Consider the following 14933-nt stretch of genomic DNA (forward strand, 5'->3'; position numbering starts at 1 on the left):
ATGATCATCAGACAACGGCTGGCGGCAGGGCTGTGCGCCCTGCTCGCCGCCCTGACAGCCGGCGGCCTCGCGCCCACAGCGGCGTACGCGGACGAGACCGACAGCAAACCCGCCCCGCAGGTCGAACTCGTCCTGGACGTCAGCGGATCCATGCGCGCCCGCGACATCGACGGCGGCTCGCGGATGGCCGCGGCGAAGCAGGCCTTCAACGAGGTCCTCGACGCGACCCCCGAAGAGGTGGAACTCGGGATCAGGACGCTGGGCGCCGATTACCCCGGCGACGACCGGAAGACGGGCTGCAAGGACACTCGCCAGCTCTACCCCGTCGGCCCGTTGGACCGCACCGACGCGAAGACGGCCGTGGCCACGCTGCAGCCCACCGGCTGGACCCCGATCGGACCCGCGCTGCTCAAGGCAGCCGACGACTTCGGCTCCGGAGACGGCACCAAGCGCATCGTCCTGATCAGCGACGGCGAGGACACCTGCCAGCCGCTCGACCCGTGCGAGGTGGCGCGCGAGATCGCCGCCAAGGGCATCGGCCTGACCATCGACACGCTCGGCCTGGTCGCCGACGCCAAGACCCGTGCGCAGCTGTCGTGCATCGCCGACGCCACCGGCGGCACGTACACCGCGGTGCGCCACAAGAACCAGCTCTCCCAGAAGGTCGGCCAGTTGGTCGACCGGGCGGCCGATCCGGTCGTCAACCCGGTGGCCGTCGACGGCGCCGGGCAGTGCGCCGACGCGCCGCAGCTCAAGCCCGGTCTGTACAGCGACCGGGAGAAGTTCGGCGAGCACCGCTTCTACCGCGTCGACGTCGACCCCGGGCAGGAGCTGCGCGCCTCGGTGAGCGTGGCGGCCGACCGGGCCGTCGACCAGGACTACGGCGTGCTGCTGCGCGCGGTCACCACGCACGGCCGGGAGATCGTCCGCGGCCAGGAGGCGGGCGACGGCCGCACGGACGCGATCTCGACGGGCCTGCGCTATCCGAGGCCGGAGGCCGACGACGACGACACGAACCCGGAGACGGTCTGCCTCCAGGTCTCGAACTCCTACTCCGCGCCCGCCTCGGTGAAGACGAGCCCCGGCCTGCCGGTCGAGCTGACCGTCGACCTCGTGGACGGCCCCGACCAGGCGTCCGACGTGGCCGCGTTCGGGCTCGGCAACGGCTGGTGGCTGCTGGTCGCGCTGGTCGTGGTCGGTTTCCTCGCGGGTGTCGTCTGGGGCTGGCTCTCGCGCTGGCGTGTCGCCGTCTGGAGGACGAACTGATGCGACGTACAAGGCTGTTGACGGGCGCCCTGCTGGGCGCCGCGACCGCGCTGCTGGCGCTGCCCGGACCGGTCTCCGCGGACGACGACACGTCCGGGAAGGCGCCGGCCCAGGCGGGGACGTCGTTCCGTACGGCGGCGCAGATGCAGCAGGACCAGAAGGCGACGACGAGCGCGTCCACGGGCGACTACCTGTACTGGTCGTACCCGGCCGACGCGGGGCAGCGTCCCACGGTGCGGGCCAGTGTCGACCTGTCGACCGCGCAGGCGCGGCACGGGGCGCAGACCTGGCGGATCGACGTGTACGACGGGCTGCGGCGCCGTCAGTCGTGCATGTACGGCATGCAGGCGCGCACGGTGCCCGCGGAGGCGAAGAGCGTGGAGCTCGGCTGCACGCTGCGGCCGGTGCGGGCCTGGTCGGAGGCGTGGGCCAATGACCCGCTGCCCGGCACGTACTTCGTCCGTCTGACGGTGACCTCGCTCGCCGACGCCGATCTGGGCCAGCCGGTGCGGGCCTCGGTCGAGGCGCACTCGAAGGACATCGGGTCGTCGGGGGCGGTGGACGGCACGCTGTCCGCTCCGCTGGTCCCGGGGACGACGGCCTCGGCCGAGAAGGCCGCTCCGGTGGACGGGTGGTCCTCCGGGTGGTGGACGGGTCGCTGGGTGTGGACGGCGGCCGGTGCCGTGCTGGCGGCGCTCGCGGGTATCGGGGGTTACGCCCTGACGCGCGGCTCGGGACGCCCGGTGGGCGCTCCGTAGGAACACCGCGGCCTCGTTGCGCGCCTGCGGGTGCGCGGGGGCTGGTCGCGCAGTTCCCCGCGCCCCTGGGTAGTTCTTCGCGTGCGGCCCGGTGGCCGCTTCTCGCGCAGTTCCCCGCGCCCCTGAGATGCGCACTTCGTGCGCCATCTCATCGAAAGAGGCGCGCGTAGCGCTGCCTCAGGAGAAGGCTGCGCGTCAGCGCATGCCTTCAGGGGCGCGGGGAACTGCGCGACCAGCCACGACGAGAGCCGCACCCGGCAACGCAGGAGCTCAGCCGCCCTCGGCGAGGAGCCGCTTGGCCAGCGCGCCGTCCCCCGAGACCTCAACCCGCCCGGCCCGTGCGGCGGCGACGAGCCCGATCTCACCCCGGGCAACGGCCCCGCACACCTCGGCGTCCAACGTCAGCCGCACATCGGCCACCCCCTCCCCAGGGGAACCGTCCCCGTACACCGGCTCCCCGCCCACCCGCAGGTGGAACTCCCCTTCATCCACCCGCACCTCGACGACCCCCGCCTCCCCGAGCCCCTCCAGCTGCCGCAACAGCGGCAGCGCCAGCCAGTGCGCCCGCACCGCGTCGGTCGGCCGCCGCTCGGCGAGATCGGCCGCGCCCCACTCCCCCAGCGCCTGCAGCACGGGCAGCAACGCCCGCCCGCGCGGGGTGAGTTCATACACGTGCACCGAGGCGGGAGCACCGAGCCGGCGCCGCCCGGCGAGCCCGTCGCGCTCCATGTCCTTCAGGCGCGTGGCCAGCATGTCCGTACTGACGCCGGGAAGATCGGCGTGCAGATCGGTGTAGCGGCGCGGCCCGGCGAGGAGTTCGCGCACGATCAGGAGGGTCCAGCGGTCCCCGACGGAGTCGAGAGCGCGGGCCGCTGCGCAGTACTGGTCGTAGCTTCGGCGTGGCATGGCTCGCAGTCTATGCAAGTTGTTGGACTTTCCAAGCGTCCACTTGGTAAAACCAAGTAACAACGGTTCAGCACAGTGACACCTGGTCCGCCTGGAGGGCAAGCGCATGGAGTTCCGGCAGTCGAGCAAGCTGAGCGAGGTCTGCTACGAGATCCGCGGCCCGGTGATCGAGCACGCCAACGCGCTGGAGGAGGCGGGCCACAGCGTCCTGCGCCTGAACACCGGAAACCCCGCGCTCTTCGGCTTCGAGGCGCCCGAGGAGATCGTCCAGGACATGATCCGGATGCTTCCGCAGGCGCACGGCTACACCGACTCGCGCGGCATCCTCTCGGCCCGCCGCGCCGTCGCCCAGCGCTATCAGACGCTCGGCCTGGAGGTCGACGTCGAGGACGTCTTCCTGGGCAACGGCGTCTCGGAGCTGGTCTCCATGGCCGTACAGGCACTGATCGAGGACGGCGACGAAGTCCTCATCCCCGCGCCGGACTTCCCGCTCTGGACGGCGGTCACGACGCTCTCCGGCGGCAAGGCCGTGCACTACCTGTGCGACGAGCAGGCCGAGTGGTACCCCGACCTGGCCGACATGGAGTCGAAGATCACCGACCGCACCAGGGCGGTCGTCATCATCAACCCCAACAACCCCACCGGCGCCGTCTACCCCAAGGAGATCATCGAGGGCATCCTCGACCTCGCCCGGCGCCACGGCCTGATGGTGTTCGCCGATGAGATCTACGACCAGATCCTGTACGACGACGCCGTCCACCACAGCGCCGCCGCCCTCGCCCCCGACCTGGTCGTCCTCACCTTCTGCGGGCTGTCGAAGACGTACCGCGTGGCGGGCTTCCGCTCCGGCTGGCTGGTGATCACCGGCCCGAAGCAGCACGCGAAGAACTATCTGGAGGGCCTGACGATGCTGGCCTCCATGCGGCTGTGCCCGAACGCGCCGGCCCAGTACGCCATCCAGGCCGCGCTCGGCGGCCGTCAGTCGATCCATGAACTCACCGCGCCCGGCGGCCGGTTGCGCGAGCAGCGCGACAAGGCGTGGGAGAAGCTCAACGAGATCCCGGGCGTCAGCTGCGTCAAGCCGAAGGGCTCGCTCTACGCGTTCCCGCGCCTGGACCCGAAGGTGCATCCCCTCGTCGACGACGAGAAGTTCGTCCTCGATCTGCTGCTGCGCGAGAAGATCCAGGTCGTGCAGGGCACGGGCTTCAACTGGCCGCGCCCCGACCACTTCCGGATCCTCACCCTCCCCTACGCTGATGATCTCGACGCCGCGATCAGCCGGATCGGGCGCTTCCTGAGCGGATACCGTCAGTGACCTCCTGCACCACCTGCCCGTATCCGAGCCACACCCAGTTCGCCTCGCCGGACCTCGTCGGGCCCATCGTGAACGGTGAGTTCGACCGGGCCCTCGACCCCGCGTGGGCCGCGTCGGGCGCGGCGACGGTCGAGGACTACGCGCGCTGGTGCGGGCACCTGTGCGGGGCGACCTGCCTGCGGATGGCACTCGGCGCCGGGGCGCCTTCCCTCTTCCAACTCCGAGACGGAGCAGTGCAGTCCGGCGCGTACACGGTGGACGGCGACGGGGAGATCCACGGCATGATCTACGCACCGGCCGTGACGTACCTGCGCCAGGCACACGGCGTGGACGCGGCGGTGCACCGGGAGCTGACGGCGGACGGCATCGGCGCGCTGCTCGACGCGGGCCGGCTGGTCATCGCCTCCGTCCACTACGCGATCCGCCGCCCGCACGAGCCGGCACCCGGCCGCGGCGGGCATCTGGTCCTGGTCACCGCCCGCACCGCGGACGGAGCGGGCTACCACTTCCACAACCCCTCCGGCACGGACGCGGCGACGCGCACCGCGTCGCTGCCGGTGGAGCGGTTCGCGGAGTTCTTCGCGGGCCGCGGCATGTCGCTCGTCCCCGGACGCGCGACGGCGCCGGAGGCGTAGCCTGCCCCCGGCGGGTCGGCGTACGGACGGAGGAGTGCGGAACGGTGGACGCGGCTCTGATAGCGGTGCTCGGCACCCTGCTCGGCTCGGTGGTCACGCACTTCTTCCAGGGGCGGGCGACGGTGCGCAGCGCGGAGCTGGCGCGGGCCGAGCAGATGCGGCAGGAACGGATCTCCAGTTACAGCGCGTTCGCGGGGGCACTGCTCGACTATCGGCGCAGCCAGAACGACCGCTGGTTCCGGTCGCACGAGAACGCGCCGGACGCCGTCGTGGACGCCTCCCGGTTCACGTCGTACGAGGCACGGATCGCCGCTCGTTCCGCGCTCACCCGCGTCCAGTTGGTCTGCGACGACGCACGGTTGCGCCAACTCGCGGAGCAGGCTTTCGAGTTCGCCAACTGTCTGCACGAGGCGGCCGAGGCGGACGACCGTGACCGGCGCTCCCGCCAGTCGAAGCAGATGCTGGACGCGTTCGTGTCGGCGGCGGCCCCGACCGTGCGCTGAGCGCGTACGGGCGCTCCGGCGTGGGCACCTCTTCCCCATGACGGACAAGCCGCTGCTGCTGCTCGACGTGGACGGCCCGCTCAACCCGTACAAGGACCGGTTCGCCCGGCTGCGCGGCTACCGCGCGCACCGGCTGAAGCCGTCCGGCTGGCTCTCGCGGCAGGAACCGGGGTCGCGCCGGTACCGGCGGGGGCTGCGCGTGGTGCTGCACCCGGGGCACGGGGCGCTGCTGCGGGCGCTGCCCTACGAGCTGGCCTGGGCCACGACCTGGATGCACGAGGCGAACGAGATGATCGCGCCCGCGGTCGGGCTGCCGCGGGACCTGCCGGTGATCGAGTGGCCGCGGCTGTTCGCGACCGATCCGGACGGTCTGTACTGGAAGACGCGCACGCTCGTGGAGTGGGCGGCCGGGCGGCCCTTCGCCTGGGTCGACGACATGCTGACCGAGGCCGACGTGGCGTACGTGGCCGAGCACCACGGGGCACCCGCACTGCTGCTCACCATCCATCCCCGGCGCGGCCTGCGGACCGCCGACTTCGCGCGACTGCGTTCCTGGGCCGGGGAGTTGGAGCGCTCCTAGCGGACGGGACCTGGCTCAGCGGCCCAGGAGCGAGTCCAGGGCCGTCACCGGGTCGCCGGCCGGGTCGCCGCGGGGCCACCAGTCGTCGCGGCCCGGGTCGGATTCGTAGCCGTACCACAGGCCGTCGCGGCCGAGGCGGAGCTGGAGCGACGGTGTGGAGAGGTGGTTGCGGCGGGGGCGGAACTCCGGGTGGCCCTGGGCGAGCAGCGCCGGGCGGGCCCGGTCGAAGGGACCGGCGGGCGGGTCCCACTCCTCCTCCAGGACCGAGAGCCCCTCGAGGCCGCCCTGGCGCCAGGCGGCGACCGCGCGGGCCAGGTCGGCGGGGGTGCGCCCGGTGCCGCGGGAGAGCGAGGCGTAGAGCGCGCGGGTGGCGGCGGTGAGTCCGGAACCGGGATGTCCCGCGGCGACGCGGACGGCGTCCTGCCAGGGGGTGAGCCCGGCGATCGGGTCGCTGCCGGTGGTGAGCAGGGCGTGCGCGCGGGCGCCCGCCTCGGTGGCGAGCAGGTCGAGGGCGAGCGGGTCGGGGCCCTGCGGATGCTGGGGGTAGGAGGGCGGCCGCTCCGGGTATGCCGGGGCGGGGAACTCCGGCGGCGGGGGCGGGAGTTCGGCGCGGGCCGTGAAGGCGTCCCGGGCGGGGACCGTGTCGACACCGGGAGCCGTCGCCCTGGTTCGCTCCGCCGCCGTGTGCGTGGCGTTGCGCCGGGTCAGGGCCGTGAGCAGTTCCTGCTCGCCGCGCCCACGCAGCAGGAACAGGACGAAGGGGTCCTCGTCGAGGAGCCGGGCCGTCTGGTAGCAGAGGGCCGCCGCGTGCTTGCACGGGTGGGCGCGGTCCGGGCAGGTGCACTCGGGGGTCAGGTCGTCGGCGGTCGGCAGGAGGTCGACGACGGCGGCGAGCGCGTGCGGCACGTCCTTGTCGAGCAGCGAGGCCATGTGGTCGGGGCGGGCGGCGGCCGTGTCGAGGAAGCGGTCCCAGGCTTCGTCCGAGAGGGGGCGCAGGCGCAGCTCGGCCCGGTAGGGGCGGGGCCGGGAACCGTGCACGTAGGCGACGGCGCGTCCCGGCGTGACGGTGATCGCGTCGACGTGGCCGCGGTCGGCGTAGGTACGGCCGCGGGCGAGGCGGGCCGGGTCGAGGGCGGTGTCCTCCAGGGCGTCCACCCAGGCGTTCCCCCACCAGGTCAGCGCCGCGTCGCCGCTCTGCGCGCGCGGGGGCAGGGGCGGAAACGTGCGCCGGCCGTCGGTGTGCCGGGCCTGCGCCTGCTCGGCGGCCCCGGCCCGGCCGGGGATGTGGGCGCTGTGCCGCCCGGTGTCGCCGCGTCTCATGCGGGCCCCCTCCTCAAGGACACGAGGTCGCTCAGCTCGCGGTCGGTCAGTTCGGTGAGCGCCGCGTCCCCGGAGCCGAGGACGGCGTCCGCGAGGGACCGCTTGACCGCGAGCAGTTCGGCGATCCGGTCCTCGACGGTGCCCTCGGTGATGAGCCGGTGCACCTGCACGGGCTGGGTCTGGCCGATGCGGTAGGCGCGGTCGGTGGCCTGCTCCTCCACCGCCGGGTTCCACCAGCGGTCGAAGTGGATGACATGGCCCGCGCGCGTGAGGTTGAGTCCGGTGCCCGCCGCCTTCAGGGACAGCAGGAAGACGGGGACGTCACCGGACTGGAAGCGGTCCACCATGCGCTCGCGCTCGGCGACCGGGGTGCCGCCGTGCAGCAGTTGGTGCGGGATCGCACGGGTGGTCAGATGGGTGGACAGCAGCTGGGCCATGGACACGTACTGGGTGAAGACGAGCACCGAGCCGCCCGAGCCGTCCTCCGCGACGATCGTGTCCAGCAGCTCGTCCAGGAGGGCGAGCTTGCCGGAGCGTCCGACCAGCCGCGGGCGGGTCTGCTCGCCCTCCTTCAGGTACTGGGCGGGGTGGTTGCACACCTGCTTCAGGGAGGTGAGCAGCTTCATGACGAGGCCGCGGCGGCCGATGCCCTCGGCGGCCTCGATCTGCGCCATGGACTCGCGGACGACCGCTTCGTAGAGCGAGGCCTGTTCCCGGGTGAGCGGCGCCGGGTGGTCGGACTCGGTCTTGGGCGGCAGCTCGGGGACGATGCCGGGGTCGGACTTCTTGCGGCGCAGGATGAAGGGGCGCACCAGCCGGGACAGACGCTCGATCGCCTCGGGGTTCACGCCGCCTTGTCCCTGAAGGGGGACCTCGCCCTCGACGGCGCGCGCGTGCCGAGCGCGGAAGGCCTTGAGCGGGCCGAGCAGGCCGGGTGTGGTCCAGTCGAGCAGCGCCCACAGCTCGGACAGGTTGTTCTCCACGGGGGTGCCGGTGAGGGCCACGCGCGCGGGGCTGTCGATGGTGCGCAGGGCTTTCGCCGTCGCCGAGTTGGGATTCTTGACGTGCTGTGCCTCGTCGGCGACGACCATGCCCCAGTCGTGCGCGGCGAGTTCGGCGGCGCGGGTGCGCAGGGTGCCGTACGTGGTGAGGACGAAGCCGCCGGTGCCGTCGTCGAGGCTGCGGTCGGCTCCGTGGAAGCGGCGGACGGGGACGCCGGGCGCGAACTTCTCGATCTCGCGCTGCCAGTTGCCGAGCAGCGACGCGGGGCAGACCACGAGGGTGGGCTGCGGCCGGTCGCGGCGCAGGTGCAGCGCGATGAGGGTGACCGTCTTGCCGAGGCCCATGTCGTCGGCGAGGCAGCCGCCGAGCCCGAGCGAGGTCATGAGGTCGAGCCAGGCGAGGCCGCGCAGCTGGTAGTCGCGCAGGGTGGCGCGCAGGGCGGGCGGCGGCTCGACCGTGTCGAGGCCCCGGGTGAGGCGGTCGCGGAGCTCGGCGAGGCGTCCGGTGGGCACGGCGGCGACCCGCTCGCCGTCGACCTCGGCCTCGCCGGTGAGGGCGACCGCGAGGGCGTCGACGGGCTGGAGCAGGCCCAGCTCCCGCTTGCGCGCCTTGCGGACGAGGTCGGGGTCGACGACCACCCACTGGTCGCGCAGCCGGACGACGGCCCGGTGCGACTCGGCGAGCCGGTCCATCTCACGCTCGGTCAGCGGGTCCCCGTCGAGCGCCAGCTGCCAGTTGAACGCCATCAGCTCGTCGGCGTCGAAGAACGTCGTGCCGTCGGTCGCGGACCCGGGTGCGGTCTGTGCGCGCACCACGGCGGTGGCGGTCAGCGAGCGGGCCAGCTCGCGCGGCCAGTGCAGGGTGACGCCGGCCTTGGCGAGCCGGCCCGCGCCGGGCCCGAGCAGGTCGATCAGCTCGCTCTCGGCGAGGGCCAGCACATCGGGCACGTCCTGCTCCAGGAGGCGCCCGAGCGGCGGCCAGGCGGCGACGGCCCGGCGCACCGCGAGCACGGCGTCGATCCGGGCGCGCGGCCCGAAGTGGTCGTCGGCGTCGCCCGCCCACAGGTGTGCGGCGTCGACCACGCGTGTGGGGTCGGCGAGGCTGTGCACCTGGACGATGGCGGTCCCCGCGCGACGGACTTCGGGGGCGGGCGGGGCACCGGATTCCGCGTCCGGGCCCGTGTCCGCGCCTGCGGCTGGATCCGGGCCCGGAGCGGTGTCGTCCGCGTCGAAGAAGTCCTTGTGCGACAGGTCGAGCCGGAGCGAGATCTTCACGCCCGCGTCGAGTCCGGCGGCCGCCTCCACCGCCCAGGGCCGCGCCTGCGGAAGGTGCTGGGCAGCGGCGGCGGCGAACGGGGCGCCCGCCGCGTGCGCCGCCGCGGGAGTGCGCGGCAGCGCGTCGGCCACGGCGTCCAGGAACGCCCGCACCAGCGCCTGCGGCTCCGGCACCTGGACGGGTCTGCGGCCCGCTACCGGGACCGCGAACCCCTCCGGCGGCAGAGCGGCGGCGATCCCCCTGAGCTGGGCGATGTCGTCCTCGTCGAGCGGGCCCGCGCGCCAGGCGTCGTGGTCGGACGCGGTGAGCCCGGGCAGCAGCCGGCCGCGGGCGACCAGATGCAGCGCGTGCGCGGCCGCCGCGCCCCAGGCCGCGGCGGCGGGGTGGGCACCCGGGGTGCGGCGGGCCCGCACGAGGAGCGGCAGCGCGTCGACGACGGGCAGGACGAGCGCGGGGACCTGACGGCTGCGCACGCCCGCCCCGTGCGGCCGCACCACGGCGATCTCCGCGTCGGCGCCCGGCGGGCCCGCCGGGTCGTCCGGCGACCAGAACGCGATCCGGCCCTCGCGCGGCAGCGGAGCGGGCAGGAAGACGGCGGCGGCGCGCATGACGGCGCCCGGCAGGTCCGGCACGGCGACCCGGCCTCCCCTCTCTGCTCTCGTCGGACTCGTCCGCCCCACTGGGGCCGCTGGGTCCACTCGATGTCGACTCGATCCGTTCGATCTCTGAAACCTTACGGGCCGGGTCCGACAATCCCCGCTGCCTGCGGTGACGCGCGCCCCGGGTACGGTTCCAGCAAGAATGTCCCTTGCATGTCCTGTGAACCTTTCCGGACCCTGACAGAACGGTGCGCGTCTTGGGTGATCTGCTCCTTGTCCGGCACGGTGAGACCGAGTGGGCCCTGACGGGCCAGCACACCGGGCTGACCGACCTCCCGCTGACCGAGAACGGCCGGGAGGAGGCGCGCCGGGTCGCACCGCTCGTCGGCAGTTACCACGTGGGCGCCGTCTTCGTCAGTCCGCTGCAGCGCGCGCGGGAGACCGCCGAGCTCGCCGGGCTCTCCCGCGTCACCGTCGACCACGACCTGGTCGAATGGGACTACGGCGCCTACGAGGGTGTGACCACCCGGGAGATCCAGCGCACGCGGCCCGACTGGTTCCTCTTCGACGACGGAGTGCCGACGGGGCCTCCTGAGCATCCCGGCGAGACCCCCGAGGAGGTGGGGGCGCGGGCGGACCGGATGCTGTCCAAGGTCGACGCCGCGCTCGCCAACAACGAGGGCAGTGTGGTGCTCGTCTCGCACGGCCATTTCCTGCGGGTGCTGACCGCGCGCCGGCTGGGCCTGCCGCCGTCGGGCGGCGCCCACTTCCTGCTGGCGACCGGCACGGTGAGCCGGCTGACCTTCGAGCACGGCCGTCCCGTGATCTCGGGGTGGAACCTGCGGCCCTGAGGGCGTTGTCAGACCCGTCGTGCACCATCGTCGGCAAGGAGTCGGCCAGGAGGCCGCAGCCGACGATCCTCCGGAGACGGGGTGTGCCATGACCAGACCGCCGACCGCCGCGCAGCGGCGCGTCATCGAAGCCGCCGAGCCGGAGACGGGCCGGCTCACCGGCACCGCGGCCCAGCTCGCGCGGCTCGTCGCGCTGCGCCTCGCGTTCCGGCACCCGAGGCCGCCGCACGACCACTTCCTGACGCCGGCGGGCCACCGGATCCGGGAGGCCGCCGACGCCCCGGCGGCGCCCGCGCCGCGCCCGGAGCCCGATGCGGAGCCCGCCGCGCCGGGCGGGGTCTTCGCGGCGCGGCTCGGCGGCGAGCCGGACGCCGTCGCCACGCCCGCGCGGGCGCGCGAGGTGCGCACCGCCTGGCAGGGGCTGCTGGAGATACGCCGGATGACGCATCCGGACGGCGCGACCGACCGGCCCTGCGCATGGGAGCGGGGCCGTCTCACGCACTCCGCCGCGCTCGCCCTGGAGGCGGCGGGCTGCGTCCCGGCGACGGGGACGGCGCCCGGCTATCGCGTGACGGACACCCCGCAGCCCGAGGCCGTCGCCGTCCGGCACCCCGAGCCCGCCGCCCTCGCGGCGTGCGCGCAGGCGCTCCGGCGAGCAGGCTGGCAGGTGAGCGAGCACGCGCAGACCCGCGGGGGCCGCTGGCTGCTGGCGTCTCCGCGCCGGGCCTGAGCACCCCGCCCCCGTGCGGAATGCCGTGCCGCACCGCCCTGTTGAACCCGTCGACCGGACCTGAGCAAGCGCTCAGATCCGGTCCACCGATCGGCATCCCCCGGATCCCCGGTCCGCCGGTCGGCACCACCCGGATCATCGAGAGGACCATCGTGGCAGAGCCGTTTTCCGTTCGGGTCGAGGTGCGCGGGTACGAGACCGACGCGCAGGGCCACCTCAACCAGGCGGTGTACCTGCAGTACGCGGAGCACGCCCGGTGGGAGCTGCTGCGGCGCACCGGCATCGACCAGCGCGACCTGCTCGCCCGGGGCGTGGGTCCCGTCGTCCTGGAGACGAACATCCGCTACCTGCGGGAGCTGCACGCCGGTGACGCCGTGGACGTGGAGTGCGTCTTCGAGTGGGGCGAGGGCAAGACGTTCCGGGTGCACCAGGCGATCAGGAAGACCGACGGCACCCTGTCGGCCGAGATCACCGCCGTGGGCGGCGTGCTGGACCTGGAGCGGCGCAAGCTGCTGGCGGACCCGAAGGAGGCCTTCAAGGAACTGGCGAAGGACCCCGCTCCTCTCGGCCTGTAGACGACCCCGCCAGACCCGGCCAGAACCGGCCAGAACCTGCCGGACCCCACCCGACCCGACCGGACCTCACCGGCCCCCGCCGCGCACCGACGGCCGCCCAGCGCGCACGCCTCTCCGTGCGCGCGGGCCGCCGCCCGACGGCCACCCCTCCCTCTCCTCACGCCCGGCACGGCGCCAACTGCCCCCACCCAAGGCTGTCTTGACGGGTATACGTCACTCCAAATTTCTGGTAGGAAACCTTCCTAACAGTCGACGGAACGACGAACTCCCCTCTGGAGGACCCGTGTCCAGCCCCCACATACGCACCGCACGCCCCTCCCGTCGCACCATGCTCACCCTCCTCGGCGCCACGATCGTCGCGGCGCCGCTTCTGACCACTCAGCTCGCCGGCGCGTCCACCGTCGCCGCCGCCGGGCTCGACGATCCGGCGAAAAAGGAGATCGCCATGAAGCTGGTGTCGAGCGCGGAGAACTCCTCGCTCGACTGGAAGGCCCAGTACAAGTACATCGAGGACATCGGCGACGGCCGCGGCTACACCGCCGGGATCATCGGCTTCTGCTCCGGCACCGGCGACATGCTCGACCTGGTCGAGCTGTACACGCAGCGCAAGCCCGGCAACGTCCTCGCCAAGTACCTGCCCGCGCTGCGGAACGTGGACGGCAGCGACTCGCACGACGGCCTGGACCCGAACTTCCCGAAGGACTGGGCGAAGGCGGCCCAGGACTCGGCGTTCCAGCAGGCGCAGAACGACGAGCGCGACCGGGTGTACTTCAACCCGGCGGTCAAGCAGGGCAAGGCCGACGGGGTCGGCACGCTCGGGCAGTTCGCGTACTACGACGCCATCGTGATGCACGGCGACGGCGGCGACCCGACGAGCTTCTCCGGCATCCGCAAGCGCGCGCTCGGCAAGGCGAAGCCGCCCGCGCAGGGCGGCAACGAGACCACCTGGCTGAACGCGTTCCTCGACGCGCGCGTGTGGGCGATGAAGCAGGAGGAGGCGCACAGCGACACCAGCCGCGTCGACACCGCCCAGCGCGTGTTCCTGAAGAAGGGCAACCTCAACCTGGACCCGCCGCTGGACTGGAAGGTGTACGGGGACAGCTTCGACATCGGATGACCGGAGGCCGGGCTGCCCGCGGTACCTCCCCGTGAACGTGCCGCGCCGCCCCCGGTTCTCGGGGGCGGCGTCGGCCGTGCGGGGCGGCGGGGGGTCAGTGGGCCGCGGCGGACGTGGTGCGCTGCTCCGCGATCGCCCCTCCCGACTCCATCGGGGCCGTCACGTCGTCCGCGTCGCGGCTGCGCCCCAGGTGGTTGAAGACCAGGTTGAGCAGGACGGCGGCGACACAGCCGGTGGAGATGCCCGAGTCCAGGATGATCTTCGCGCGCTCCGGGAACGCGTGGTAGAACTCCGGCGCCGCGATGGGAATGAGGCCCACGGCGAGCGAGACGGCGACGATCAGGACGTTGTTGTCCTTCTCCAGCCGCGCCTTGACCAGGGTCTGGATGCCGCTGGCGGCGACCGAGCCGAACAGGACGACGCCCGCGCCGCCGAGGACCGGGCGGGGCACCACCGCGATCAGGGACGCGGCCATCGGGCACAGACCCATCAGGACGAGGAAGCCGCCGCCGACCGCGACCACGAAGCGGCTGCGGATCCTGGTCATCGCCACCAGGCCGATGTTCTGCGCGAAGGCGCTGCACATGAAGCCGTTGAAGACCGGGCTGATCGCCGTGCCGAGGGTGTCGGCACGCAGTCCGGCCGCGATCGTCTTCTCATCGGCGGGACGGTCCACGATCTCGCCGAGCGCGAGCATGTCCGCCGTCGACTCCGTCATCGACACGATCATGACAACGATCATCGACACGATGGCCGCGCCGGCGAACTGCGGGGCACCGAAGTGGAACGGGGTCGGGAAGCCGACGACGTCCGCGTCACCGATCGGCGAGAAGTCCGTGACGCCGAACGGGATGGCGACGACCGTGCCGACGACCAGGCCGAGCAGGACCGCGATCTGCTTGACGAAGCCGGTGGTGAAGCGGCGCAGCAGCAGCACGATGACGAGCGTGATCCCGGCGAGGGCCAGGTTCTTCATCGAGCCGTAGTCGGACGCCTTGGCGTTGGGTCCCTGCGCCCAGCCGAAGGCGACCGGCATCAGCGAGATGCCGATGAGCGTGATGACCGTACCCGTGACGACCGGCGGGAAGAAACGAATCGCCTTGGAGAAGAAGGGCGCGGCGATGAAGCCGAGGAGGCCCGCGACGATCACCGCGCCGAAGATGATCGGCAGGGCGTCGTCCTTGTCCTTCGTCGAGTCGACGACGGCGAGCATCGGGGCCACGCCCGCGAACGTCACGCCGTTGACGAAGGGCAGCCGGGCGCCGATCTTCCAGATGCCGAGGGTCTGGAGGAAGGTGGCGAGGCCCGCCGTGAAGAGGCAGGCGCCGGTCAGGAAGGTGAGCTCCTTCGCGGAGAGGCCTATGTAGGCGCCGACGATGAGCGGGGGCGCGACCACGCCCGCGTACATGGCGGCCACGTGCTGCAGACCGGTCGTCGCCATCTTGAGCGGGGGCAGGGTCTCGTCGACCGGATGTTTGGTATGGACCGCCGTGCCCTCTGC

Annotated in this window: 14 protein-coding genes; 10 read left to right on the forward strand and 4 right to left on the reverse strand. The window is 73.0% G+C overall.

Annotated features, from left to right (window positions below):
• A complete protein-coding gene (locus ABT127_RS06725; RefSeq protein WP_351445275.1) occupies nucleotides 1-1266 on the forward strand; it encodes a VWA domain-containing protein in 1266 nt (421 codons plus the stop codon).
• Nucleotides 1266-2024 carry a hypothetical protein gene (locus ABT127_RS06730; protein ID WP_351445277.1) on the forward strand — a complete coding sequence of 253 codons (759 nt, stop codon included), beginning with the start codon at nucleotides 1266-1268 and terminating at the stop codon, nucleotides 2022-2024. Before ABT127_RS06725 ends, ABT127_RS06730 begins: the two co-directional genes overlap by 1 nt.
• 270 nt (nucleotides 2025-2294) lie before the next feature.
• Here the strand turns inward: ABT127_RS06730 and ABT127_RS06735 are convergent, their stop codons facing one another.
• A complete protein-coding gene (locus ABT127_RS06735; protein WP_351445279.1) occupies nucleotides 2295-2930 on the reverse strand; it encodes a winged helix-turn-helix transcriptional regulator in 636 nt (211 codons plus the stop codon).
• Nucleotides 2931-3036: 106 nt separating this feature from the next.
• Between ABT127_RS06735 and ABT127_RS06740 the strand changes: the two genes are divergently transcribed.
• The 4 genes from ABT127_RS06740 to ABT127_RS06755 are packed head-to-tail and all read left to right on the forward strand — an operon-like array spanning nucleotide 3037 to nucleotide 5963.
• Entirely contained in the window at nucleotides 3037-4245 is a 1209-nt protein-coding gene (locus ABT127_RS06740) for a pyridoxal phosphate-dependent aminotransferase (RefSeq protein WP_351445281.1), read from the forward strand.
• Nucleotides 4242-4880, forward strand: a complete 639-nt coding sequence (locus ABT127_RS06745; protein ID WP_351445283.1) for a peptidase — start codon at nucleotides 4242-4244, stop codon at nucleotides 4878-4880. The genes ABT127_RS06740 and ABT127_RS06745 overlap by 4 nt, the downstream gene beginning before the upstream one ends.
• Before the next feature lie 44 nt (nucleotides 4881-4924).
• A complete protein-coding gene (gene kilB / locus ABT127_RS06750; protein WP_351445285.1) occupies nucleotides 4925-5383 on the forward strand; it encodes a plasmid transfer protein KilB in 459 nt (152 codons plus the stop codon).
• A gap of 37 nt (nucleotides 5384-5420) precedes the next feature.
• Nucleotides 5421-5963: an HAD domain-containing protein gene (locus ABT127_RS06755; RefSeq protein WP_351445287.1), complete on the forward strand. Its 543-nt coding sequence runs from the start codon at nucleotides 5421-5423 to the stop codon at nucleotides 5961-5963.
• A gap of 15 nt (nucleotides 5964-5978) precedes the next feature.
• On the opposite strand, the gene ABT127_RS06760 is transcribed toward ABT127_RS06755, so the two are convergent.
• The gene (locus tag ABT127_RS06760) at nucleotides 5979-7283 is read right to left on the reverse strand and encodes an SWIM zinc finger family protein (protein WP_351445289.1); all 1305 of its coding nucleotides are present in this window, start codon (nucleotides 7281-7283) and stop codon (nucleotides 5979-5981) included.
• Nucleotides 7280-10168 carry an SCO1167/SCO6262 family helicase gene (locus ABT127_RS06765; RefSeq protein WP_351445439.1) on the reverse strand — a complete coding sequence of 963 codons (2889 nt, stop codon included), beginning with the start codon at nucleotides 10166-10168 and terminating at the stop codon, nucleotides 7280-7282. The genes ABT127_RS06760 and ABT127_RS06765 overlap by 4 nt, the downstream gene beginning before the upstream one ends.
• A gap of 248 nt (nucleotides 10169-10416) precedes the next feature.
• Between ABT127_RS06765 and ABT127_RS06770 the strand changes: the two genes are divergently transcribed.
• The 4 genes from ABT127_RS06770 to ABT127_RS06785 all read left to right on the forward strand — a co-directional run bounded on the left by ABT127_RS06770 (nucleotide 10417) and on the right by ABT127_RS06785 (nucleotide 13432).
• Nucleotides 10417-11010, forward strand: a complete 594-nt coding sequence (locus ABT127_RS06770) for a histidine phosphatase family protein (RefSeq protein WP_351445291.1) — start codon at nucleotides 10417-10419, stop codon at nucleotides 11008-11010.
• Between the two features lie 88 nt (nucleotides 11011-11098).
• A complete protein-coding gene (locus ABT127_RS06775) occupies nucleotides 11099-11740 on the forward strand; it encodes a hypothetical protein (protein WP_351445293.1) in 642 nt (213 codons plus the stop codon).
• Between the two features lie 152 nt (nucleotides 11741-11892).
• Nucleotides 11893-12315, forward strand: coding sequence for an acyl-CoA thioesterase (locus ABT127_RS06780; protein ID WP_351445295.1), 423 nt, complete (start codon nucleotides 11893-11895; stop codon nucleotides 12313-12315).
• A gap of 328 nt (nucleotides 12316-12643) precedes the next feature.
• Nucleotides 12644-13432, forward strand: coding sequence for a chitosanase (locus tag ABT127_RS06785; RefSeq protein WP_351445441.1), 789 nt, complete (start codon nucleotides 12644-12646; stop codon nucleotides 13430-13432).
• A gap of 94 nt (nucleotides 13433-13526) precedes the next feature.
• On the opposite strand, the gene ABT127_RS06790 is transcribed toward ABT127_RS06785, so the two are convergent.
• On the reverse strand, nucleotides 13527-14873 hold the full coding sequence (locus tag ABT127_RS06790; protein WP_351445443.1) for a nucleobase:cation symporter-2 family protein: 1347 nt from the start codon (nucleotides 14871-14873) through the stop codon (nucleotides 13527-13529).
• Between the last annotated feature and the right edge of the window lie 60 nt (nucleotides 14874-14933).

It is taken from the genome of Streptomyces sp. NPDC001904 (assembly GCF_040297005.1).
GTDB lineage: Bacteria > Actinomycetota > Actinomycetes > Streptomycetales > Streptomycetaceae > Streptomyces.